The sequence below is a fragment of the Pseudarthrobacter sp. C4D7 genome, assembly GCF_013359725.1.
In the GTDB taxonomy this organism is placed as follows: domain Bacteria; phylum Actinomycetota; class Actinomycetes; order Actinomycetales; family Micrococcaceae; genus Arthrobacter.
Genome location: NZ_JABFMW010000017.1, coordinates 1 through 23996, shown reverse-complemented (window position 1 = coordinate 23996; position 23996 = coordinate 1). Strand labels below are relative to the sequence as shown.

22 protein-coding genes are annotated in these 23996 nt (G+C 66.8%); 1 reads left to right on the top strand and 21 read right to left on the bottom strand.

Annotated elements, in window-relative coordinates; all coding sequences use genetic code 11:
- Positions 1-62 precede the first annotated feature (62 nt).
- The 7 genes from pyrF to pyrR are packed head-to-tail and all read right to left on the bottom strand — an operon-like array spanning position 63 to position 8979.
- On the bottom strand, positions 63-923 hold the full coding sequence (pyrF, locus tag HNO81_RS12805; RefSeq protein WP_175318493.1) for an orotidine-5'-phosphate decarboxylase: 861 nt from the start codon (positions 921-923) through the stop codon (positions 63-65).
- Complete coding sequence (gene carB / locus HNO81_RS12800; RefSeq protein WP_175318492.1) at positions 916-4230, bottom strand: carbamoyl-phosphate synthase large subunit; 3315 nt, start codon at positions 4228-4230, stop codon at positions 916-918. The genes pyrF and carB overlap by 8 nt, the downstream gene beginning before the upstream one ends.
- Complete coding sequence (gene carA / locus HNO81_RS12795) at positions 4230-5507, bottom strand: glutamine-hydrolyzing carbamoyl-phosphate synthase small subunit (RefSeq protein WP_175318491.1); 1278 nt, start codon at positions 5505-5507, stop codon at positions 4230-4232. The genes carB and carA overlap by 1 nt, the downstream gene beginning before the upstream one ends.
- Before the next feature lie 4 nt (positions 5508-5511).
- Entirely contained in the window at positions 5512-6030 is a 519-nt protein-coding gene (locus HNO81_RS12790; RefSeq protein WP_175318490.1) for a hypothetical protein, read from the bottom strand.
- Positions 6030-7370, bottom strand: coding sequence for a dihydroorotase (locus HNO81_RS12785; RefSeq protein WP_175318489.1), 1341 nt, complete (start codon positions 7368-7370; stop codon positions 6030-6032). Before HNO81_RS12785 ends, HNO81_RS12790 begins: the two co-directional genes overlap by 1 nt.
- Positions 7370-8395 (bottom strand): aspartate carbamoyltransferase catalytic subunit, encoded by a 1026-nt coding sequence (locus tag HNO81_RS12780; protein ID WP_175318488.1) that lies wholly within the window; start codon positions 8393-8395, stop codon positions 7370-7372. Before HNO81_RS12780 ends, HNO81_RS12785 begins: the two co-directional genes overlap by 1 nt.
- The gene (pyrR, locus tag HNO81_RS12775; protein ID WP_175318487.1) at positions 8392-8979 is read right to left on the bottom strand and encodes a bifunctional pyr operon transcriptional regulator/uracil phosphoribosyltransferase PyrR; all 588 of its coding nucleotides are present in this window, start codon (positions 8977-8979) and stop codon (positions 8392-8394) included. Before pyrR ends, HNO81_RS12780 begins: the two co-directional genes overlap by 4 nt.
- A 177-nt stretch (positions 8980-9156) precedes the next feature.
- Here pyrR and HNO81_RS12770 point away from each other — a divergent pair, with 177 nt between their 5' ends.
- Positions 9157-10434, top strand: a complete 1278-nt coding sequence (locus tag HNO81_RS12770) for a PrsW family intramembrane metalloprotease (protein ID WP_175318486.1) — start codon at positions 9157-9159, stop codon at positions 10432-10434.
- A gap of 70 nt (positions 10435-10504) precedes the next feature.
- Here the strand turns inward: HNO81_RS12770 and nusB are convergent, their stop codons facing one another.
- The 14 genes from nusB to HNO81_RS12700 form a co-directional block, all read right to left on the bottom strand.
- Positions 10505-10915, bottom strand: a complete 411-nt coding sequence (gene nusB / locus HNO81_RS12765; protein WP_141160348.1) for a transcription antitermination factor NusB — start codon at positions 10913-10915, stop codon at positions 10505-10507.
- Positions 10915-11478, bottom strand: a complete 564-nt coding sequence (gene efp, locus HNO81_RS12760; protein WP_141160347.1) for an elongation factor P — start codon at positions 11476-11478, stop codon at positions 10915-10917. The genes nusB and efp overlap by 1 nt, the downstream gene beginning before the upstream one ends.
- A 171-nt stretch (positions 11479-11649) precedes the next feature.
- Entirely contained in the window at positions 11650-12168 is a 519-nt protein-coding gene (locus HNO81_RS12755) for a tetratricopeptide repeat protein (RefSeq protein WP_175318485.1), read from the bottom strand.
- A complete protein-coding gene (gene aroB / locus HNO81_RS12750) occupies positions 12168-13259 on the bottom strand; it encodes a 3-dehydroquinate synthase (RefSeq protein ID WP_175318484.1) in 1092 nt (363 codons plus the stop codon). The genes HNO81_RS12755 and aroB overlap by 1 nt, the downstream gene beginning before the upstream one ends.
- Positions 13256-13825: a shikimate kinase gene (locus HNO81_RS12745; protein ID WP_175318483.1), complete on the bottom strand. Its 570-nt coding sequence runs from the start codon at positions 13823-13825 to the stop codon at positions 13256-13258. Before HNO81_RS12745 ends, aroB begins: the two co-directional genes overlap by 4 nt.
- On the bottom strand, positions 13825-15024 hold the full coding sequence (gene aroC, locus HNO81_RS12740) for a chorismate synthase (protein ID WP_175318547.1): 1200 nt from the start codon (positions 15022-15024) through the stop codon (positions 13825-13827). The genes HNO81_RS12745 and aroC overlap by 1 nt, the downstream gene beginning before the upstream one ends.
- A 23-nt stretch (positions 15025-15047) precedes the next feature.
- Entirely contained in the window at positions 15048-15908 is an 861-nt protein-coding gene (locus tag HNO81_RS12735; protein WP_175318548.1) for a shikimate dehydrogenase, read from the bottom strand.
- The gene (gene mltG, locus HNO81_RS12730) at positions 15905-17515 is read right to left on the bottom strand and encodes an endolytic transglycosylase MltG (RefSeq protein ID WP_175318482.1); all 1611 of its coding nucleotides are present in this window, start codon (positions 17513-17515) and stop codon (positions 15905-15907) included. The genes HNO81_RS12735 and mltG overlap by 4 nt, the downstream gene beginning before the upstream one ends.
- Entirely contained in the window at positions 17512-18111 is a 600-nt protein-coding gene (gene ruvX, locus HNO81_RS12725; protein WP_175318481.1) for a Holliday junction resolvase RuvX, read from the bottom strand. Before ruvX ends, mltG begins: the two co-directional genes overlap by 4 nt.
- A gap of 7 nt (positions 18112-18118) precedes the next feature.
- On the bottom strand, positions 18119-20797 hold the full coding sequence (gene alaS, locus HNO81_RS12720) for an alanine--tRNA ligase (protein WP_175318480.1): 2679 nt from the start codon (positions 20795-20797) through the stop codon (positions 18119-18121).
- Between the two features lie 123 nt (positions 20798-20920).
- Complete coding sequence (locus HNO81_RS12715; protein ID WP_254703451.1) at positions 20921-21151, bottom strand: DUF6167 family protein; 231 nt, start codon at positions 21149-21151, stop codon at positions 20921-20923.
- A gap of 14 nt (positions 21152-21165) precedes the next feature.
- Complete coding sequence (locus tag HNO81_RS12710; protein ID WP_175318479.1) at positions 21166-21540, bottom strand: DUF948 domain-containing protein; 375 nt, start codon at positions 21538-21540, stop codon at positions 21166-21168.
- Between the two features lie 144 nt (positions 21541-21684).
- A complete protein-coding gene (gene rpsD / locus HNO81_RS12705) occupies positions 21685-22311 on the bottom strand; it encodes a 30S ribosomal protein S4 (protein WP_009357431.1) in 627 nt (208 codons plus the stop codon).
- Positions 22312-22480: 169 nt separating this feature from the next.
- On the bottom strand, positions 22481-23950 hold the full coding sequence (locus HNO81_RS12700) for a replication-associated recombination protein A (RefSeq protein WP_175318478.1): 1470 nt from the start codon (positions 23948-23950) through the stop codon (positions 22481-22483).
- Between the last annotated feature and the right edge of the window lie 46 nt (positions 23951-23996).

The following is a 23996-nucleotide window of genomic DNA, read 5'->3' as shown; positions in this document are numbered from 1 at the left end:
GGACCTGTCCTGAAACTACCCTCTGCTGCAGTGTGAATCAATGCATTGGGCCAATTGCCGGCCTAGCGGCCCCGCAACCCGTCCAGCGTGCGCAGGGCGGCCTCGCGCAGGCCGCGGGTTTCGGGTCCCGCCGCCAGGATGTCACGGCTGGACGTTCCCAGGACCCGCGGGTAAGCGTCCCCGAACGTTGCCCGGAGCCCGTCGGGCGTAGCCCCCTGGGCGCCAAGCCCGGGCGCCAGGATCGGCCCGCGGACCGCTGCCAGGTCAAGTTCCAGGTCCGCCAGGGCACTGCCCACGGTGGCTCCCACGACCAGGCCCACCGAGCCCAGGGCCCCCTCGTAGCGGGAGTTCTCTGCAGCTGCCGCCTGGGTGATCCTGCGGGCCACGGAGTCACGTCCGCCCACGTGCTGCACCGAGGCGCCCTCCGGGTTGGAGGTGAGGGCCAGGACGAACACGCCGCGCCCGGTGGCGGCCGCGAGTTCCAGCGCCGGGCGCAGGGACTCGAAGCCGAGGTAGGGGCTCAACGTGACGGAGTCGGCGGCAAGCGGAGACCCGTCCCGCAGCCACGCGTCCGCGTAGGCAGCCATGGTGGATCCGATGTCGCCGCGCTTGGCGTCGGCGATGGTGAGCACCGACTGATCGCGCGCCTCGGCCAGGACCTCTTCCAGCACGGCAATGCCTGCAGACCCGTGGCGTTCGTAAAGCGCCACTTGCGGCTTTACCGCGGCAGCGAGCGGAGCCACGGCCTCCAGGACGGTCAGCGAGAACCGCCGCAGCCCCTCGGCGTCGTCGTCCAATCCCCAGCTCTTCAGCAGCGCCGGGTGGGGGTCGATCCCGACGCACAGCGGGCCGCGGGCGGCCATGGCCGCGCCGAGCCGGGAGCCAAACGACTCCCGGCCGGCGGTGGGAAGCTGCTCAGGCATGCTGCAGGGCCGCCTTCTGCGACTCCGCCAGGGCTGCGGCGTGCTCCTGCAGGCTGGTGACGGACCATTCGTAGGTACGCATGGCCTCGATGGCCTGCACGGCGGCGTTGAACTCGGCCACCGTGGTGATGCACGGAATGCCGATGGACGTTGCCGCGGCACGGAGTTCGTAGCCGTCGCTGCGGGCTTCGCCGCCGGAGGGCGTGTTGAAGACCATGTCGATTTCGCCGGCCACGATGAGGTCGGCGATGGTGCCCTCACCCTCGGCACTGCTGCCTTCGGCCACCTTGCGCACCGGGGTGGCCTGGATGCCGTTGCGACGCAGGACGTCGGCGGTGCCGCCGGTGGAGACGATCTCGAAACCGAGGTCGGAGAGCCGCTTGACACCCATGATGACCGAACGCTTGTCCCGGTTGGCCACGGAGACGAACACCTTGCCCTCGGTGGGGAGGGCGTTGTTGGCGCCGGCCTGGCTCTTGGCGAAGGCGGTGTCGAAGTGCTTGTCGATGCCCATGACTTCGCCGGTGGAGCGCATCTCAGGGCCGAGCAGGGAGTCCACCACTTTGCCTTCCAGGGTGCGGAACCGGCTGAACGGCAGCACGGCTTCCTTGACGGCCACGGGGGCGTCCAGCGGCAGGGTGGAGCCGTCGCCGGTCTCCGGCAGCATCTTGTAGGCGCTGCGGAGCTGGTTGATGGTCACGCCGGTGCCGATCAGGGCCGCGGCCTTGGCCATCTGCACGCCGGTGGCCTTGGACACGAACGGCACGGTGCGCGAGGCACGGGGGTTCGCTTCCAGGACGTAGAGCACGTCCGAGGCCAGCGCGAACTGGATGTTGATTAGGCCGCGGACGCCCACGCCTTCAGCAATGGCCCGGGTGGCCACGCGGACGCGCTCGATGACGTTGCCTCCCAGGGTGATCGGCGGCAGGACACAGGCGGAGTCGCCCGAGTGGATGCCGGCTTCCTCGATGTGCTCCATGATGCCGCCCAGGTACATGTCGGTGCCGTCGAAGAGGGCGTCGACGTCGATTTCGACAGCGTCCTCGAGGAACCGGTCGATCAGTACCGGATGGTCCGGGGTGATCTCGGTGGCGTTGGCAATGTAGCGGGAGAGGTTGGGCTCGTCGTAGACGATTTCCATGCCGCGGCCGCCCAGGACGTAGGACGGGCGCACCAGGACGGGGTAGCCGATCTCGTCGGCGATCGTCTTGGCGTCCTCGAAGGACACGGCGGTGCCGTTCTTCGGCGAGACCAGGCCGGCCTTGTCGAGCACCCGCGAAAAGGCGCCGCGGTGCTCGGCGAGGTCGATGGCCTCCGGGGAGGTGCCCAGGATGGGCACGCCGGCGTCGGCGAGCTGCTGGGCGAGCTTCAGCGGGGTCTGGCCGCCGAGCTGGACGAAGACGCCCATGACGCCGCCGGTGCGTTCCTCGGCTGCGATGACCTCCAGCACGTCCTCAAGCGTGAGCGGCTCGAAGTACAGGCGGGTGGAAACGTCGTAGTCGGTGGAGACGGTTTCCGGGTTGCAGTTGACCATGACGGTCTCGTAACCGGCCTTGCGCAGCGCCATGGAGGCGTGGACGCAGGAGTAGTCGAACTCGATGCCCTGGCCGATGCGGTTGGGGCCGGACCCAAGGATCAGGATGGACGGCTTGGAGTGCAGCGCAACCTCGTCCTCCTCGTCATAGGCCGAGTAATGGTAGGGCGTGTACGCAGCGAACTCGGCGGCGCAGGTGTCCACGGTCTTGTAGACGGGCCGGATGCCCAGGGCCTGGCGCACACCGCGCACCACGGCCTCGGAGTTGTGGGTCAGGGCGCCGATCTGCTCGTCGGAGAAACCGTGGCGCTTGGCGCGCTGCAGCATTTCCTTGGTGAGCGCGCCGGCCTGGCGGATTTCGTGCGAGATCTCGTTGAGCAGCTGCAGCTGGTCAAGGAACCAGGGGTCGATCTTGGTTGCCTCGAAAAGCTGTTCCACGGTGGCGCCGCCCAGCAGCGCCCGCTGGACCTGGTGCAGGCGTTCGGTGGTGGGGCGCTTGGCCTTTTCGATCAGCTCCTCCACCTCGTATTCCGGCACGGAGCTGAAGTCCAGCTGCGATCCCTTCTGCTCGAGGGAGCGAAGGGCCTTCTGCAGCGCCTCGGTGAAGTTGCGGCCCATGGCCATGGCCTCGCCCACGGATTTCATGGTGGTGGTGAGGGTGTTGTCCGCGGCCGGGAACTTCTCGAAAGCGAACCGCGGAACCTTGACTACCACGTAGTCGAGGGTGGGTTCGAAGGACGCCGGGGTCTTCTGGGTGATGTCGTTGGGGATCTCGTCCAGCGTGTAGCCGAGCGAGAGCTTGGTGGCGATCTTGGCGATGGCGAAGCCGGTTGCCTTGGAGGCCAGAGCCGACGAGCGGGAGACGCGGGGGTTCATTTCGATGACCACCACGCGGCCGGTGGCCGGATCGATAGCGAACTGGATGTTGCAGCCGCCGGTGTCCACGCCCACCTCACGGATGACGGCGATGGCAACGTCGCGCAGCTTCTGGTACTCACGGTCGGTGAGGGTCAGTGCCGGTGCCACGGTGATGGAGTCGCCGGTGTGCACGCCTACGGGGTCGAAGTTCTCGATGGAGCAGACGACAACCACGTTGTCGTTCTTGTCCCGCATCATTTCGAGCTCGTATTCCTTCCAGCCCAGGATGCTCTCTTCGAGCAGCACCTCGCTGGTGGGGCTGTACTGCAGGCCCTGGCCGACAATCCGGCGCAGGTCGTCCTCGTTGTACGCAAGGCCCGAGCCCAGGCCGCCCATGGTGAAGGACGGGCGGACCACCATCGGGTAACCCAGGTCCACGGCGGCCGTCAGGGCCTCGTCCATGGTGTGGATGATGTGGCTGCGGGCGGATTCGGCGCCGCAGCGCTCCACGACGCCCTTGAACTTCTCGCGGTCCTCGCCGAGCTCGATCGCGGCGATGTTGGCACCGATCAGCTCCACGTTGTACTTCTCCAGCACACCGTTCTTATCCAGCGCGATGGCGGTGTTCAACGCGGTCTGGCCGCCCAGGGTGGGCAGCACGGCGTCGGGGCGTTCCTTGGCGATGATCTTCTCCACCACCTCGGGGGTGATGGGCTCAACGTAGGTTGCGTCGGCGAACTCGGGGTCGGTCATGATGGTGGCCGGGTTGGAGTTCACGAGGATGACGCGCAGGCCTTCCTCCTTGAGGACGCGCAGTGCCTGCGTGCCGGAGTAGTCAAACTCCGCGGCCTGGCCGATGACGATCGGGCCGGAACCAATGACGAGGACGCTTTTGAGATCTGTACGTTTCGGCATTACTTCTTGTCCTCAGTCTTGTTGTCGTTTTTGTGGTCGGCGCCGGCGGGGTGGGCGGCATCCACCGGCTCCTTGGACAGGTTGGCGCTGCGGCCATCCCTGGTGCCCTCCATGAGGTCGATGAAACGGTCGAACAGGTAGGCGGCGTCGTGCGGGCCGGCCGCGGCTTCGGGGTGGTACTGCACCGAGAAGGCCGGGATGTCCAGGCAGGCGAGGCCTTCCACGACGTCGTCGTTCAGGCTGACGTGGCTGACTTCCACCCGGCCGTAGCGGGCTTCCGGAGCCTGGGTGGCGCCGTCGAGCGGTGCGTCCACGGCGAAGCCGTGGTTCTGGGAGGTGATTTCCACCTTGCCGGTGCGGCGGTCCATCACGGGCTGGTTGATGCCGCGGTGGCCGTAGCGGAGCTTGTAGGTGCCAAAGCCCAGGGCGCGGCCCAGGATCTGGTTGCCGAAGCAGATGCCGAAGTACGGCAGCTTCTCATCCAGAACGGAGCGGAGGAGCTTGACCTGGGCGTCGGCGGTGGCGGGGTCGCCGGGGCCGTTGGACATGAAGAATCCATCCGGGTTGACGGCTTTGACGTCGTCAAGGGTGGCGGTGGCCGGGAGCACGTGGACGCGGACGCCGCGCTCGGCGAAACGGACCGGGGTCATGGCCTTGATGCCGAGGTCGATCGCCGCGATGCTGAAGCGGGGTTCGCCGTCCCAGCCGTGGTCCTTGGGTTCCACCACGTAGGCTTCGTCGACGCTGACTTCCTCGGCCAGGCGCGAACCTTCCATGGGGGCGCTGGCCAGGACGGCGTCGAGCAGTTCCTTATCGGTGCCCTGCGCCGCGTCGCCGGAGAAGATGCCGGCGCGCATGGTCTTGTGCTCGCGCAGGTGCCGGGTGATGGCGCGGGTGTCCACTCCCTGGATGCCCACGATGCCCTGGGCCTCCAGTTCCTCATCCAGCGACCGCTCGGAACGCCAGTTGGAGGGGCGGCGGGCGGCGTCACGGACAATGTAGCCGGCCACCCAGATGCGCCGCGATTCGGCGTCTTCATCGTTTACACCGGTGTTGCCGATGTGCGGGGCCGTCTGCACCACCAGTTGGCGGGCATATGACGGATCCGTGATGGTTTCCTGGTAGCCGGTCATGCCGGTGGCGAAGACGGCTTCGCCCAGGGCGGTGCCGGAGGCACCGTAGCTGGTGCCGCGGAAAATGCGTCCGTCTTCGAGGACCAGCGCAGCTGGGGCCGGCACAGGAGCGGAGGTGGTTGCTGTCAATGTATTCGCTTTCATTGTCTTACTTTCCACTGGTGGCACCAGCCGCTGGGGCTGACGAAATCAATTCCTGAAGGGCCTGGTACAGCACATCCTTGTCCGCGGCGCGGCGGGTTCGGAAGCCCGTGTCCAGTTCGTGGCTGCCGTGAGTCCACGCGATGACCAGGAGGCCGTCCTTTTCCACGAACTTCCCTGCCATGCCATTGTCCTGCCGGACGTCGGTGAGGGACGCCGCGGGGATGTAGAGGGCGGGCGCGCCGGAACGCTCATAGAGGACGCCGTGCGGGTACACCTCGAGGGTGGCGTTGGTGCGGATCCCCAGCCCGTGCACGGCGATCCGGTCGAGCCAGTCACCGGCCGTCGTGGTGGCCACGTACTGCCCCTCGGCGGCGGCGGTGGGCTCCCCGGGGGCGGCGGGCACCTGGGGCAGCTGCTCGACGTCGGACTGGCGCTTCAGGCGGTTGCGCCAGCCAATTCCAAGGAGGACAAACACGACGGCGACAATCGCCAGCATGGCGAGGCCGGGAAGGATCTTGTCCATCAGGCGGCGCCTGCCGGGGTTGCAGCGGCATCCGGGTGGGGCGTGTTGAGCGCGCCGTCAAGGACGGTGGCGTGCCCCCGGAAGAAGGTTGCCACCACCTTGCCCGGAAGTTCCCTGCCCTTGAAGGGCGAGTTGCGGCCCATGGTGGCCATCTTGAAGGGGTCCACAGTCCAGCGCGCGGCCGGGTCCACCAGGATGAAGTTGGCGGGCTCCCCTGCTTCGAGGGGCCTGCCCTGGTCCGCCAGCCGCCCAATCTTCGCTGCTGCCGTGGAGGTGACACGGGCGAAGTCCGCCCACGTCATCAGGCCGGTTTCGATCATGGCGTGCTGGACCACGGACAGGGCCGTTTCCAGCCCGGTCATGCCCATCGCTGCCTGCGCCCACTCGCATTCCTTGTGTTCGCTGGGGTGCGGTGCGTGGTCGGTACCCACAACGTCGATCGTCCTGTCCGCCAGGCCTGCGCGCAATGCCTGGACGTCCGCGTCGGTGCGCAGCGGCGGGTTCACCTTGAAGACGGGGTCATAGCTGCGGACCAGGTCGTCGGTCAGCAGCAGGTGGTGCGGGGTGACCTCGGCGGTGACGTCGATGCCGCGCTCCTTGGCCCAGCGGATGATCTCCACCGAACCTGCGGTGGACACATGGCAGACGTGCAGTCGGGAGCCGACGTGCTGGGCCAGGAGGACGTCGCGGGCGATGATGCTCTCCTCGGCGACGGCGGGCCAGCCGGTGAGGCCCAGGACGGCCGAGACGTCACCTTCGTTCATCTGTGCGCCGGCAGTCAGGCGCGGTTCCTGCGCGTGCTGGGCCACCACGCCGTCGAACGCTTTGACGTATTCCAGCGCCCGGCGCATCAGCACGGGGTCGTGGACGCAAATGCCGTCGTCGGAGAACATGCGCACCCTGGCACGGGAATCGGCCATGGCGCCCAGTTCGGCGAGCTGCTCCCCCGCGAGGCCTACGGTGACGGCGCCCACCGGGCGGACGTCCACCCATCCGGCCGCCTGGCCCAGGGTGTAGACCTGCTCCACAACGCCGGCGGTGTCGGCGACCGGGGTGCTGTTGGCCATGGCGTGGACCGCGGTGTAGCCGCCCAGGGCTGCGGCGCGGGTGCCGGTCTCCACCGTTTCGGCGTCTTCGCGGCCAGGTTCGCGGAGGTGGGTGTGGACATCCACCATGCCGGGCAGGGCTACCAGCCCGGCGGCGTCGATGACGGTGGCGCCGTCAGCGGACAGGCCGTGGCCGATCTCGGCGATGATGCCGTCGCGGACCAGCAGGTCCGCCGGGTCGCCGCCCAGGATGGCGGCGCCCTGGATGAGGTACGTTGCGGTGTTGCCTGCCATCAGTTGCTCTCCTTGGTGGACGGGGCTGCGGCATTGGCCGGTGCCCGGGTTGCGGCTGGTTCCCGGGTGTCTCCGGAGAGCAGCAGGTACAGTGCGGCCATCCGCACGGAGACGCCGTTGCGGACCTGGGCCAGGACGGTTGACCGGGGCGAATCCGCTGCGGCCGCGCTGATCTCCAGGCCGCGGTTCATGGGCCCCGGGTGCATGATGATGGTGTCTGTCATGCCCAGGTCATCGAGGGCCCGGAGCCTGTTGTTGTCAAAGCCCCAGCGGCGTGAGTATTCGCGGGTGCTCGGGAAGAACGATGCGTTCATCCGCTCGCCCTGGACGCGGAGCATCATGACGGAGTCCACGCCGTTGGCCAGGGTTTGGTCGAGGTCATAGCTGACGCTGCAGGGCCACTTGTCTACGCCGACCGGCAGCAGCGTGGGCGGTGCCACCAAGGTGACTTCCGCGCCCAGGGTCCGGAGCAGCCAGACATTGGAGCGGGCAACCCGGGAATGCAGCACATCGCCTGCGATGGCGACGCGCATGCCCTTGAGGTCCGTTCCCTGCGAATCGGTCCCGGCCAGGCGGGCCCAGTGGCGGCGCATGGTGAACGCGTCGAGGAGGGCCTGGGTGGGGTGCTCATGCGTACCGTCGCCGGCATTGATGATGGCGGCATCGATCCAGTCGGTGGCAGCCAGCCGGTGCGGTGCGCCCGAAGCCCAGTGCCGGATGACGACGGCGTCGGCCCCCATGGCGGACAGGGTCTGGGCCGTGTCCTTGAGGGACTCGCCCTTGGAAACGGAGGATCCCTTGGCCGCGAAGTTGATCACGTCCGCCGACAGCCGCTTGGCTGCGGCCTCGAACGAGATGCGGGTCCGCGTGGAGTCCTCGAAGAAGAGGTTGACCACGGTGCGGCCGCGCAGTGCCGGAAGCTTCTTCACTTCCCGCTCCCCCACGGCAGACATTTCCTCAGCGGTGTCAAGGATGCGGATGGCGTTCGAAAGGCTGAGGTCCCCGGTGGACAGGAGGTGTTTCATGCCCCGCCCTCGATCACGACTTCGTTGACGGGCGCCCCGGCGTCCGAGGTGTCCGTTTCCGCCAGCCGCACGCGGACTTTTTCGGCGGAGGAGGTGGGCAGGTTCTTGCCAACGTGGTCTGCCCGGATGGGAAGTTCGCGGTGGCCCCGGTCGATCAGGACGGCGAGCCGGACGATCCGGGGGCGGCCCAGGTCCACGAGAGCGTCCAGGGCGGCGCGGATGGTACGGCCCGAGTACAGAACGTCGTCGATCAGCACTACGACCTTGTTGTCGATGCCGGTGCGCGGCAGCCGGGTGGGATACGGCGGGCGGGTTCCCTGGTGGGAGAGGTCGTCACGGAACATGGTGACGTCAAGCTGGCCCACAATGGCAGCAGCATCAACAGTGGTGTCCGCGGCGGCTATCTTTTCGGCCAGCCGGACAGCCAGCGGGTAACCGCGCCGGGGAATGCCCAGCAGGACAAGGTCCCGGGATCCCTTGTTGGCTTCGAGGATCTCGTGGGCGATACGAGTGAGGGCCCGGTCAATGTCCGCCTGGCTGAGGACAACCCTGGCTGGAACCGGCGCGTTGGTGACAGATGTCAACGCTCGCCTCCCCTTTCCCCGCCTCACAGGACGGAATTAAAAAAGGAATGTTTGCTGTTCAAAATTACCACACGGGCCCTGCCGGGCCGTTGCCTGGCGAACGCGGTGCTGATCACATTCGCCAAGCCGGGGGCGGCATCCTTTGTGGCACGGGGACGCCCGCTTAGGCTTTCGGGTATGCCGACCTACCCGCAGCAACCTCCTTCCGGGCTTCCCGACGATCCTTATCGGGCAGACTCCCGTCCCTGGCCCCAGCAGGCCAACCCCAGCTGGATGGGCCACGTGCACCCGGAGTACTACCGGGCCGCCCCGGGACATCAGGGCCAGCCACTGTCCGTCATGATGCCCGCGCAGTCACCGGCGGCGGTGTTGCATGCAGGGCGTACCCGCGGCGGCCTGCTGGGGTTGTCCATTGCCGGCGGTGTGCTCGCTTTCCTGAGCCTCTTCCTGGTGGTGCCCTTCCTGCTGTCCAACACGGGGGCTGCAGGATTCCTGATCGGTTTCCTCGCATCCCTGGTGCCCCTGGCGGTGGTCCTGGCTGCCGTCCACATCATCGACCGGTGGGAACCGGAGCCAAAACGACTGTTGTTTTTCGCCTTTACGTGGGGCGCGGCGGTCTCCGTCGCCGTCACCCTGCTGATCCAGCCGTTCTTCGTGCTCACCTTCCAGTTCACTGACCAGCCGGACCTGCAGACCTATATGGCAACAGTGCAGGCGCCGATTGTCGAGGAATTCGCCAAGTCGCTTGGCCTGCTGATCCTCCTGCTCGCGGCACGCCGGCAGTTCGACGGGCCGGTGGACGGGGTGGTGTTCGCCTTCACCATCGCGGGCGGATTCGCGTTTACCGAGAACATCCTCTACTTTGGCCGCGCCATTGCCGAGTCGGCCTCACCGGCGAGTGATTTCGCGCAGGTGTTTTTCCTCCGTGGGGTCATGTCCCCCTTCGCGCACGCCATCTTCACGGGCACCACGGGCCTTGTCATGGGTTTCGCCGCGCGGCGCTGGCGCACCGGTGCCTCCATCGGCGCGTTCTTTGTGGGACTGCTGCCGGCCATGTTCCTGCACAACAGGTGGAACAGCATGGGCCAGGGCTTCCTGCTGGACTACATCGTGGTGCAGGTGCCGATCTTCCTGCTGGCGGTGGGCGGAATTATTTTCCTGCGGGTGGCCGAGAAGCGCCTGACCCGGCAGCGGTTGATGGAGTACTCGGCGGCGGGTTGGTTCACCCCTGCGGAAGTCCAGTTGCTGGCCACCATGGGCGGCCGGCGCACCGCCCTGGCCTGGGCTGCGAATTCGGGCCGGAAGCGGCAGATGAAGCAGTTCATGAAGGCAGCCACCCAGCTGGCCAACACCCGGCAACGGATCCTCAGCGGACGGGAAGTACCCCTCCATCAGGCCGAGGAGCGGCAGCAGCTCCAGCGCATCCTGTCGCTGCGGGCGGCCGTAGCCGGTTAGTACCCGTTGCGGCGGGAACACAAAAGGGCCCCGCCGCAGGCGGGGCCCTTTTGTTTCGTCCTGCTGGTGGCTAGGCGAGCAGCGACGGCTTCAGTTGCTGCAGCCGGCCCAGGAGGCCGTTGATGAACTGCGGAGACTCGTCAGTGGACAAGGTCTTGGCCAGCGCAACAGCTTCGCTGACCGCAACGCCGTCGGGGACGTCGTCGTTGTACAAAAGCTCCCAGGTGCCGATGCGCAGGATGATGCGGTCCACGGACGGCATGCGCTCCAGAGTCCAGCCCTGGGAGTAGGTCTCCAGGAACTCATCGATGGCGGCCTGCTGGGAGACTACGCCCTCAACGATTTCCAGGGTGTAGGGGTTGACCACCTGGTCGGTCTTTTCCCGGCGTGCGCGAAGCACGTCGAACGCCGAAACGGAGCGCTGCTCCGCCTCGAAAAGAACATCCAGTGCCCTGCTGCGGGCTTTACCGCGGGCGCTCACTACTCAGAAACCCGGCCCAGGTAGCTGCCGTCGCGGGTGTCCACCTTGACCTTGGTGTTGTTCTCAATGAACAGCGGGACCTGGATTTCGTACCCGGTCTCCAGGGTGGCGGGCTTGGTGCCTGCGGAGGAGCGGTCGCCCTGAAGGCCCGGCTCCGTGTAGGTGATTTCCAGGACAACGCTCGGCGGCAGTTCGATGTAGAGGGGGTTGCCGTCGTGGATGGCGATATTGACCATCTGGTTCTCGAGCATGAAGTTGGTGGCGTCACCAACTGTGGCACCGGACACGGTGATCTGGTCGTAGTCGGAGGTGTCCATGAAGACGAAATCCGCGCCGTCCTGGTACAGGTACTGGTAATCGCGGCGGTCAACGGTTGCCGTTTCGATCTTGAGCCCGGCGTTGAACGTCTTGTCAACAACCTTGCCGGACATGACGTTGCGCATCTTGGTCCGCACAAAGGCGCCGCCCTTGCCGGGCTTGACGTGTTGGAATTCGATGACGTTCCAGAGCTGGCCCTCAAGCTTCAGGACCGTTCCGTTCTTAATGTCGTTAGTGGTTGCCACTGGTTTCCTCTGGTTTCTTTGTCTGGCCGCGTGGTCAGATGCTGTATGCCGGGCGGGCACGCCACAACGGCCCGCCTGCACGTGTTTGTCAAAAATCGCGTGGATGCAAAAATTCCACAACCATTCTACCGGTAAATCCCGGGATCCTTTCCGGGGCAGCTGCCTGACGGCTCAGCAGGCCAGGTCCAGGACGTCACGGGCCCGCTGCAAGGCCACCGTGGAGGAGTAGATCTGGGCGGCATCGGCGGACTGCGCCACCCGGAGATCCAGGGCTTTGGAGAAGGATTCAACGGCTGCGGACGTCTGTCCCGCGGCGTATTGGGTCCTGCCAAGGTACTGCAGGGCCAAGGCTTCACCCGGCGTGCCGTGTGCCTCGGCGAGGAGCTGCCGGAACAGTCCCACGGCGCGGTCCATCCGGTGGCTGACGCTGAGCACCTCCGCCTCGAAAAGGCGCAGGAGGAACGACTCCGGATCCTTGAAGCGGGCTTCGGCCAGCAGTTCGGCGGCGTCGGATGCGTGTCCTTCCACCAGCAGGACGAAGATCCTGTCGGCCGGATTCGTGGAAGAGGCCAGGGCCTCCCGCACCACATCGCCGTTCACGATCTGGGGCAGCAGGGTGTCCGGATTGATCCGGATCCCCGGGAACCCGGCCTCCGGCCAGTCCGCTGTGCCGCTCATGTCCCCCTGCATCAGGATGCAATTTCCTGGTAGGCGGCGAAAAGGAGGGACGTGTCCGGGACGTCCAGGATTCCCGGTTTGGCAATGCCGTCCAGGACCACGAAGCGCAGCAGGTCGCCACGTGATTTCTTGTCGCGGCGCATACCGTCCAGCAGTCCTTGCCAGCGGTCGCGCCGGTAGGTGACCGGAAGACCAAGGCCGTCCAGAATGCTCCGGTGCCTGTCGGCGTCGGCATCGCTGAGCCGCCCCACGCTGCGGGCAAGTTCGGCTGCGAACATCATGCCCACGGACACCGCTGCCCCGTGCCGCCAGGAGTAGCGTTCCACCAGTTCGATCGCGTGGCCCAGGGTGTGGCCGTAGTTGAGGATTTCGCGCAGGCCGGACTCCTTGAGGTCCTCTGAGACCACGCTGGCCTTGACGGCGATGGCCCGTTCAATCAGCTCACGGAGCGCATCGGAGCGGGGGTCCACCACAGCGGCCGGGTCCTTTTCCACGAGGTCGAGGATGGCGGAATCGGCAATGAAGCCGCACTTGATGACTTCGGCCAGGCCGGAAATGATCTCGTTCTTCGGCAACGTGTCCAGGGTGTCCAGGTCCGCCAGGACTGCTGCCGGCGGGTGGAACGCGCCAACCAGGTTTTTCCCCTCGGCCGTGTTGATGCCGGTCTTTCCGCCCACCGATGCGTCCACCATGCCCAGCAGGCTGGTAGGCATGTGGATGACCTTGACGCCGCGCAGCCAGGTGGCAGCGACGAATCCGGCGAGGTCCGTCACCGCTCCCCCGCCCACGGCAACGATGGCATCCGAGCGGGTGAAGTCGTTCTGGCCCAGGACCTGCCAGCAGAACGCGGCCACCTGGATGTGCTTGCCCTCCTCGGCGTCCGGAATTTCCGCGGTGAGGGACGTGAAGCCGGCGGCGGCCAGCTCGTCGCGGACGGTGTCGCCGGTGAGGCGCAGGGCGCGGGGGTGGATGACCAGGACACGCCGGACGCGTTCGCCGAGCAGGGCGGGAAGGTCACCAAGCAGGCCGCGCCCGACGACGACGCCGTAGTTGTTGCCGGCACCTTCGCCGGTGACGTTGATGACTGTTGATTGCGTGTTCACTTTTCAACTTCCTGTTTGGCAGCTGCGTGGTTCCGCAGTGCTGCTTCCAGTCGGCCGCCCAGCTCGGGTACGGAGCCGTGGCGGACGTCCAGGGTGATGTCGGCAAGCCTCTCGTAGACCGGCCGTCGGGTGGCGAACATTGTGGTCCACCGTCCCATGGCGTCACCGGCAAGGAGTGGACGGCCGGAGTTCCGTGCGATCCTGTCCGCCACGGTGGCGGCATCGCACTCCAGGTAAACAACCGTGCAGCGGCTGATCAGTTGTTGCGTGCCCGAATCGAGCACTGCACCGCCGCCTAGAGAAATGACCGTCAGGGTCCCTTCGGCTTCCTCGACGGCGTCGGCTACGGTCCGGGCCTCGATCTCCCGGAACGCGTGTTCACCGCGGCCCGCGAAAATTTCGGCAATGGAGCCGTGGCCTGCGACGATTACAGCGTCCGTGTCAATGAACCTGGCCCCCAGCTGCTGGGCAAGCTGTTGTCCGATGGCCGACTTGCCCACGGCCATGGGGCCGATAAGGACTATTGGCCGGCCGCTGAGAGGTCCGGGACTGCTGCGGTGGAGCACTACTGGCCGATCGAGTCCAGGGATGCCGGGATGCTTTCCAGGTAACCCTTGATGTTGCGTGCGGTTTCCGCCACTGAGTCACCGCCGAACTTCTCGATGACGGCCTCGGCGAGGACCAGGGCCACCATGGCCTCTGCCACCACACCGGCGGCCGGAACTGCGCAGACGTCGGAACGCTGGTGGTGGGCCTTGGCCGGTTCACCGGTGCTGACGTCGATGGTGCGCAGCGCGCGAGGAACGGTGGCGATGGGTTTCATGGCGGCACGGACCCGGAGGACATCGCCGATGCTCATGCCGCCTTCGATGCCGCCGGCGCGGTTGCTGGTACGCACAATGCGGCCCTCACCGTCCCGGACGATTTCGTCGTGGGCAGCGGAGCCACGGCGTGCGGCAGTCAGGAAGCCGTCACCAACCTCCACGCCCTTGATGGCCTGGATGCCCATGAGTGCCGCAGCCAGCCTGGCGTCGAGTCGGCGGTCCCAGTGCACGTAGCTGCCCAGTCCCGGCGGGAGTCCGTAGGCCAGGACCTCCACCACTCCGCCCAGGGTTTCGCCCTCTTTGTGCGCGGCGTCCACTTCAGCCACCATGGCGTCCGAGGTTTCGCGGTCAAAACAGCGCAAGGGGTCCGTGTCCAGGGCAATGACGTCGCCGGGGACCGGCAGCGGCCGGCCTTCAGGGACGGTTACGCTGGCAATGGAAACGGTGTGGCTGACAAGTTCAATGCCGAGGTGCTTGAGGAACTGCGCCGCCACGGTGCCCAGTGCCACGCGTGTGGCGGTTTCCCGTGCGCTTGCGCGCTCCAGGACCGGGCGGGCCTCGTCGAAGCCGTATTTCTGCATGCCGGTGAAGTCCGCATGCCCGGGGCGCGGGCGGGTCAGGGGCGCGTTGCGCGCCTGGTCTGCCAGCAGTTCGGGGTCCACCGGATCGGCGGACATGATCTGCTCCCACTTGGGCCATTCTGTGTTCGCCACCTGGATGGCCACGGGCCCACCCTGCGTCAGGCCGTGCCGCACGCCGCCAAGGATCGTGACCACGTCCTGTTCGAATTTCATCCGCGCGCCACGCCCGTAGCCGAGCCGGCGGCGGGCCAGGGAGTCTGCGATGTGGCCGCCGGTAATTTCCACACCGGCGGGGACGCCTTCAATAATTCCCATCAGAGCCGGGCCATGGGATTCACCGGCAGTCAACCAACGCATAATTTCCATCCTGCCACGTAGGGCGGTCACAACGCCCGTCGGGCAAGGCCGACTGCGTCACACATCACATCTATGACAGCTGCATTAACGTCTTCCCCGCGCCGGGTGAAGAGCCGCACCTGTTCCACGGCCTGGTAGAGCAGCATCTCCAGGCCCGGCACTACCGCGCCGCCGCCCACCTGCCACACGGAGGCGACCAGGCTGGGCCACGGATCGTAGGCCACGTCCAGCAGGACGCCGGGTGTCCGGGTTTTCAACGCCGCAATATCGGCGGCCAGCCCGTCAGCCGCGCGGGGCGGAAGGGTTGAAATGACGACGTCGGATTCCGCCGTGGCGCGGGCGGCCCCGGCCAGGGGGCGCACCTCAAGGGCCACACCCAGGCTGTCGGCGGCTGAACGGACTTCTGTTGTCCGGGACGCGTCCCGGACGAAAACCTGCACGGTGTCCGTGCCGAGTTCCTTCAGGGCCGCCACGGCCGACGCCGCTGTTCCCCCGCCGCCCAGAATGGCGGCAGACGGTGCCGACCGGGTACCGGCGTGGCGCAAGGCGTTGACGATGCCCGCGACGTCGGTATTGGACCCCACAGTCCGCACGCTGCCCGCGGACTCCTCGAAGGTGACGGTATTCACCACGCCAAGGGTCCGTGCCACGCCCCGAACTTCATCGACCTCACTGAGCATGGCGGTCTTCAGCGGCATGGTCACCGAGAGCCCGCGCCAGCCCGGCTGGTTGCGGATCTGGCGCATGAAGGCCGGCAGCAGGTCCTCAGTAACATCGATGGCCGTGTAACTGATGCCCTCCCCCAGCCGCCCGTAGGCGGAGAGGTGCAGGGCCGGGGACTTGGAGTGGCTGATCGGGTGGCCCAGGACGGCGGCCCGCAGGCTCACGTGCAGCGGCCCGGGTTGGCCTGGCACCACGCGTTGTACTGCTCTACGAAGGCGTTGTGTTCGGCAAGCGTTTTGGCGAACTTGGTTTCCTTGGTGTCCAGGTTGATGGTCACCCAATACAGGTAGTCATTGGCCTTGGGCCGGGCGGCGGCGTCAATGGCCGTCTTGCCGGGTGAGCCAATGGGTCCCGGCGGCAGCCCCGGGTTCGCGTAGGTGTTGTACGGGTTGGATTTGTCCTGCCGCTGCTCGTCCGTGAAGTTGAAGCTCCTGGTGCCCAGACCGTAGGTGACGGCGGAGTCGACCTGCAGGAAACCGCCGGTCTGGTCGTTGGGCTTGAGCCGGTTGTAGATGGCGCCGGCCACATCACCGTAATCGGCCTGGCCTCCCTCGGCCTGGACGATGCTTGCCACGATGACGGCCTCGTACTGCTTGGCGGGATCGGTAATGCCCTGCGAAACCAGCTCGTCGGTGGTGGCCTTCACCAGGGCCTGCAGGATGTCCTTGGCGGGTGTGCCCAGCGGGAACCGGTATTCGCCCGGCGCCAGGTAGCCTTCAAGGTTTTTGGCGTTGGCGGGCAGGCCAAACTGGGCCGGCTCGTTGCTGAGTGCCTGCAACTGCTGCACGGACACACCGGACCCTTCCGAAATAGCCTGCAGGGATTCTCCGATCCGCAGTCCGGCGCTCAAGGCGAAGTAGATGACTTTGGTCTTGTCCTTGCCGAGCAGCACGTTGACGGCGTCCGAGTTCTTCATTTCCGTCTTGAAGGTGTAGTCCCCCGGTGACAGGGTTCCGCCGGAGGCGTGGAATGCCTGCATGAATGTATCCGCGTTGGCCACGACCCGCTGGTTCTCCAGCTCGTTGGCCACCGAGCGGGTTCCTTCCCCGCTTGCGACGGTCACCTGGACTTCACCGGATCCGGGTCCGGGAAAGTCCGACGGCTTGCCGCTGCCCAGGAGGGGCTTGAGGAACTGCGCCCCCACGGCAACGGCGGTCACGAAAACGGCCAGGGTCAGGAACAGGGCAACGAGGCGACGGCGGCGCCTGACTTTCTTGGACGGCCGCACTACCGGGGCTTCCGATGCGCCAGGAAGCAGGTCGTGGCTTTCGTCGGGGTGGGGAGCGTCTGCGTGGTACTCGGTGCCGGGGTGGTACGCATAGTCCTCGTGCACACCTTCCTGGTGGTCGTGCGCGACGGCGTCGTAGCTGTCGAGGGGGTGCTGGCCGTCCTCATGATGAGTGGCGTCGTCGTGATGGACTGCGTCCTCGTGGTGCACTGCGTCGTCGTGGTGCACTGCGTCCTCGTGGTGGCCGGCGGAACCGTGTGCCGGCTCCTCGTCATGGATGGACGGAGGGGATTCCGGCTCTGCCGGAACATCGCCCGCAGCAGGGAGCGGAGCGAACGTCGGCTCGGCTGCGGAATCGCCGGCTGCCGGTGGCGCTGCCGGCGGCGGAGGGACGTCGCCGGTCTCATAGGCCTGCTCGGGCACGGCGTCGTGGCCGCCGGTGTTGAGGCTCTTCTCCCGGGCCCGCATTTCCTTGCGGGTCAGCGGCCTCCCGGTCCCGGGGTCCAGCGGACCGGAGGTGTCGTCAATGTTGGCAGGGCTCACTGTTGCCTTCCATGATGTGAAGATTGGGCCGTGTCTACGGCGATGGCGCGGACGGGCTGGTCCGCCCCACCGGCCCCCAGGTCCACGGACGGGGACGGCGCTGTCACGCGTGAGCCGACATCCGCTCCCCTGGCTTTCTGCATGTCGATGGCGTGCTGAAGAATCCCCGCCGCCGCGACCTGATCAACTACTTTACGGTGATCCCTGCTGCTCATGCCAGCTTCGTGCAGGTTGCGGTGGGCTGAGACACTGCTGAGCCGTTCGTCCACCAGGTTGACCGGGACCGCCAGGCCGCGGGTGGCAAGTTCTCCCGCAAGGAGCAGTGCGTAGTCCGTGGCCATCCTTGCCGAGGAGTGTTCCTCGCCCTTCATGGTCCGCGGCAGGCCAACGATGACCTGCACGGCTCCCAGCTCCTCCGCCAGTTTGGCGATGACGCGTACGTCGGAGTTCTTTCTGGCATTCCGGTCGAGGGTCTTGTACGGCGTGGCCAGGATGGAGTCCCGGTCGCAGATGGCCACCCCTACGCGGACGGTGCCGACGTCCACCCCCAGTTTCACGCCCTGGGGGTAGCCGCCGGCAGCAACAGCATCGGTCATGGCTGGGTTATCGCCCCGCGATGGCGTCGACGACGGCGGTCAGGGCAGCGCCGACCTTCCCGGCGTCGGTGCCGCCACCCTGGGCGACATCGTCCTTGCCGCCGCCTCCGCCGCCGAGGACGCCGGCAGCGACGCGGACAAGGGCACCAGCCTTGACGCCGGCCTCCCTGGCTGCCTCGTTGGTGGCGACCAGGATCAGCGGGCGGTCGTTGGCGACGCCTGCCACGGCAACCGCGGCAGCCGTGGAGCCGAGGCGGTTGCGCAGGTCAAGGGCCAGGCCGCGGAGGTCGTCGGCGCCGCTGACGGATCCTGCATCGTGGGCCACCACCCGGACGCCGGCGGCATCCTTGGCGGTGTCAACCAGCTGCGCGGCAACAGCGGTCAGCTGTTCCTTGCGAAGCCGGTCGAGTTCCTTCTCGGTAGCCTTCAGCTTGGCCAGGGTGGCGGAGATCCTGTCGGCGAGCTGACCGGAGGGCACCTTCAGCAGGTCCGTCAGCTCGGTCACCAGGGCACGCTCCGCGGCGAGGTGGCGGAATGCCTCCATGCCGACAAAGGCTTCCACGCGCCGGTTGCCTGAGCCCACGGACTGTTCGCCCAGGAGGGACAGGCTGCCGATCAGCGAGGTGTTGGCGACGTGGGTGCCACCGCACAGTTCGCGTGACCAGGCACCGTCGATTTCCACGACGCGCACTTCGCTGCCGTAGTTCTCGCCGAAGAGTGCCATGGCGCCCATGGCCTTGGCCTCGGCCAGGCCCATGATCTTCGTTTCCACGGAGTAGTTGTTGCGGATCGCGAGGTTGGAAACCTCTTCGATCTCGGACCGGGTGGCTGTGCTCAGGCCCTCGCCCCAGGCAAAGTCGAAGCGCAGGTAGCCGGCCTTGTTGAAGGAACCGCGCTGGGTGGCTTCCGGGCCCAGGATCTGGTGCAGGGCGGCGTGGACAATGTGCGTGCCCGTGTGGGCCTGCTCGGCGGCATGGCGGCGTTCACGGTCGACGGCGGCGCGCACCAGCGAGTCGGCGCCGATTTCGCCCTCGCGGACAATCGCTTTGTGCACGCTCAGGCCCTTGATGGGGCGCTGGACGTCAAGGACCTCGACGACGAAACCGTCGCCGGTGATCAGGCCCGTGTCCGCGGCCTGGCCGCCGGCCTCGGCATAGAACGGGGTTTCCGCCAGGACGAGTTCAATCTCGTCTCCGGTGGCTGCCTGCTGGACCTGGCGGCCGGCGCTGAGCAGGCCGCGGACGCGGGACTCGCCTTCAAGCTCGGTGTAGCCGGTGAAGACCGTCTCGCCCTGGCCAAGGAGTTCCTGGAAGACGCTGACGTCCGCGTGGCCGCCCTTCTTGCCCTTGGCATCGGCCTGGGCGCGCTGGCGCTGTTCCTGCATCAGGCTGCGGAAGGCTGCCTCATCCACTTTCAGCCCGGCTTCTTCGGCCATTTCGAGGGTGAGGTCTATGGGGAAACCGTAGGTGTCGTGCAGTGCGAAGGCGTCCTCGCCGGACAGCGGCTGGTTGGCTGCCTTCGATTCCTTGACGGCGTCTTCGAGCCGGGCGGTGCCGGAGGCGATGGTGCGCAGGAAGGCCTTCTCCTCGGCATATGCGATGCGGCTGATCCGGTCAAAGTCGGTGGCCACCACAGGGTAGACGCCCTTCATGGCGTCGCGTGAGGCGGGCAGCAGGTCCGGCAGGCACGCCTGTTCGACGCCGAGCAGGCGCATGGAGCGGACGGCCCGGCGGATCAGGCGGCGCAGGACGTAGCCGCGGCCCTCGTTGGAGGGGGTCACGCCGTCGGAAATCAGCATCAGGGCGGACCGGATATGGTCTGCCACCACGCGCATGCGGACGTCGTCCGTGTGGTGGGGGTCGTCCTCGGACTCTGCGGAGGTGTACTCCTTGCCGGAGAGCTCGGCGGCCTTGTCGATCACCGGACGGACCTGGTCGGTCTCGTACATGTTTTCGACGCCCTGCAGGATCATGGCCAGGCGTTCCATGCCCAGGCCGGTGTCGATGTTCTTCTTGGGCAGCTCGCCGACGATGTCGAAGTCCACCTTGGAACGGACGTTTTCGATCTGGTACTGCATGAACACGAGGTTCCAGATCTCGATGTAGCGGGTCTCGTCGGCCAGCGGGCCACCTTCAACGCCGTAGGCCGGACCGCGGTCGTAGTAGATCTCGGAACAGGGACCTGCCGGGCCGGGTTGGCCGGTGGACCAGTAGTTGTCCGACTTGCCCATGCGCTGGATGCGCTCAGCGGGAACGCCGGTGTTCTTCAGCCACAGTTCCTCGGCTTCGTCGTCTTCTTCGTAGACCGTCACCCACAGCCGCTCGGGCGGAAGTCCGTAGCCGCCGTCGTCAACGCTCTTGGTGAGCAGCTCCCAGGCGAACTTGATGGCGTCTTCCTTGAAGTAGTCACCGAAGGAGAAGTTGCCGCACATCTGGAAGAACGTGCCGTGCCGGGCGGTCTTGCCCACTTCCTCGATGTCGCCGGTGCGGATGCACTTCTGGACGCTGGTGGCGCGCGAGTAGGGTGCTTCCTCACGGGCAGTGAGGTAGGGGATGAACGGAACCATGCCGGCCACCGTGAACAGCAGCGAGGGGTCGCTGGAGACCAGCGATGCGGAGGGAACCGCGGTGTGGCCCTTGCTGACAAAAAAGTCCACCCAGCGCTTTGTGATCTCCTGCGACTTCATGAGCTGTTTTCTTACCCTTCTTGGTCCGCGCCGGGGGCGGCACGGGAATGACGTTCAAGTGGCGGTCCCGTAACGGGGACCTGCCGGATATTGGCTGGCTGCCTGCGTGATGCCCCTGGGGGCTTAGCGGCGGACCACTTCCGCGGATTCGATGCCCAGCGCGGTCCTGAGGTCGGTTTCCCGTTCCCGCATGCCTGCGCGGACGGCATCGGCGAAGTCGTACACTCCGTCGGCCAGCCGGCCCACCGTACGGTTGAGGCCCTCCGGCCCGAGGCTGGACTGGGCCTGGCTCACTTTGCGGAAGGCAATGACACCGATGGCCACGCCGATTCCCATCCAGACAATTCTTTTCATGTGCGTTCCCGAATCTAGCGGCTGCGGCGCCCGGCGGCGGGCTTCCGGCGGTTGGCGAAGGCGCTGCGGACGCCGTAGCTGAAGGCGGCAACCTTGATGAGCGGAGATCCAACCGTGGCGGCGACCAGCGACGACAGCGCCGCGATGTTGGCGGACGCATCCGAGACGTTGGACGAGATGCCGTCAACCTTCTTCAGCTGCTGGTTGGTGGTGGAGACGGTGGCGGAGACCTCGTCCATCAGGGGGGCGGCGCCGTCGCTGAGGGACCTGATGGTGGTGCGCACCTCATCGAAGACTTTTCCAAGCTTCAGGATGGGGACCGCAAGCAGCAGGACCAGGAGCGCGAACACTCCGGCAGCGATCAGGCCGGCAATATCGCCACCAGACATAGACGTTCATCTCCTCGAAATTCCGTGGTTGGGTTCCAACTTGCGCGCGCCCGCGGGGGCGCCGCGCAGATGTCCCCCAAGTACCTTACATACAAAGAAGCCCGCGGCGCTTGCCACGGGCTCCTTTGGGTACGCTGCTGTGATTTAGCGTGCGTAGAATTCGACGACGAGCTGTTCTTCGCAGGTCACCGGGATTTCCGAACGCTTGGGACGGCGGACCAGGCGGGCCTGCAGTGCTTCCAGCTTGACGTCCAGGTAGGCCGGAACGGCAGGCAGGACGTCGCGGTGGGCCCCGGCTGCGGCAACCTGGAGCGGAACCATGGTCTCGCTGCGGCTGTGGACGTGGACCAGCTGGCCCTCGCCGACGCGGAACGACGGGCGGTCAACGCGGACGCCGTCAACCATGATGTGGCGGTGCACAACCAGCTGGCGGGCCTGGGCGATGGTGCGGGCAAAGCCGGCACGCAGGACCAGGGCGTCAAGGCGCATTTCGAGCAGTTCGATGAGGTTCTCACCGGTCAGGCCCTTGGTGCGGCGGGCTTCTTCGAAGGCACGGGTCATCTGTGCTTCGCGGATGCCGTACTGGGCGCGCAGGCGCTGCTTTTCGCGCAGACGTACGGCGTAGTCGGAGTCCTGCTTCTTGCGGGCACGGCCATGCTCACCGGGGCCGTACGGGCGGCGCTCCATGTACTTGGCGGCCTTGGGGGTCAGAGCAATGCCGAGGGACCGCGAGAGGCGGGCCTGACGGCGAGCACGAGTGTTGTTAGCCACTTGTGTCCTTCCAATATCTGCGGTGTGTCAGTGTTACTGGCCTCCACGATGGAGAGCATCGGCCAACCGCTGCCTTTTGCTACTGGGCACAGGGCATAACCGTTCCAACGTGAATTGGGGAGATTGTGCGTCTGCGCCTTGCCAGACAAAGATTCAGCTTACCATGCCCTCAGGTGCCCCGGACAATCCGGCGGAGGCGTTCCAGCCGTTGGGCGATGTCCCGCTCAGCGCCGTTGCCGGTGGGCTGGTAGTAGTCGCGGCCCACCAGGTCGTCGGGCGGGTACTGCTGGGTGGCCACTGCGTGCGGGGCGTCGTGGGCGTACTTGTAGCCGACGCCGTGGCCCAGCGGCTTGGAGCCCGGGTAGTGGGCGTCGCGGAGGTGGGCGGGAATTCCGACGCCGAGACCGGCCCGCACGTCCGCGATCGCCTTGTTGATGCCCATGTAGGCGGCGTTCGACTTGGGGGCGGTGGCGAGGTGGACCACGGCCTCAGCCAGGATGATGCGGCCCTCGGGCATGCCGATCAGCTGCACCGCCTGTGCTGCTGCCACGGCGGTCTGCAGCGCGGTGGGGTCCGCCATGCCCACGTCCTCGGCCGCGGAAATGACGATCCGCCGGGCCACGAACCGGGGGTCCTCCCCCGCTTCGAGCATCCGGGCGAGGTAGTGCAGGGCCGCGTCCACGTCGGAACCCCTGATGGATTTGATGAACGCGCTGGCCACGTCGTAGTGCTGGTCGCCGGCGCGGTCGTAGCGGACGGCGGCCGCGTCCAGGGCGCGCTCTGTGTGGCGAAGCTCCACGGTGACCGGCTCTTCGCCGGCAGGTTCGGACGGTGCGCCTTCCTCCGCCACGGAACGTTCGACGTCGTCCGCGTCACCGAATGCGACGCCGGCAGCGGCTTCCAGGGCGGTTAGCGCCCGGCGGGCGTCACCGCCGGAGAGCCGGACCAGGTGTTCCAGGGCTTCGTCACTGAGCCGGACCTTGCCGCCCAGTCCGCGGTGGTCCTCCACGGCCCGTACCAGGAGGCCTTCGATGTCAGCGTCCGTCAGTGGCTTGAGTGTCAGGAGCAGGGAGCGGGACAGCAGCGGTGAGACCACGGAGAAGGACGGGTTTTCGGTGGTGGCAGCCACCAGGACAACCCACCGGTTTTCGACGCCGGGCAACAGGGCGTCCTGCTGGGCCTTGTTGAACCGGTGGATCTCGTCCAGGAACAGCACCGTGGTGGTCTTGTACAGGTCGCGGGCGGTCAGGGCGTCGTCCATGACGCGGCGGACATCCTTGACGCCCGCGGTGATGGCGGAGAGCTCCACGAATTTTCGTCCGGGGCCGCGGGCGATGACGTGCGCCAGGGTGGTCTTGCCGGTACCCGGAGGGCCCCACAGGATCAGGGAACTGGGGCCGGCCGGACCGGCGGCGTCCGCGCCTGCCCCGGCTGCCAGCTGGCGCAGCGGCGATCCGTGGCCCAGCAGGTGCTGCTGGCCCACCACCTCGTCCATGGTGCGGGGCCGCATGCGCACCGCGAGCGGGCTCCGCGGCGAGCCCTGTTTCCGCGCCCCCTGCCCCCTGGACCCTGTGCTTTCCGGCGCGACGGGACCATCGTCGTCGTCGTTTCCTGGCCCGTTCCCGAAGAGATCTTCCACATAGATAGGCTACTTCCAGTCCACCCCGCGCTTTTCCCACCCCCAC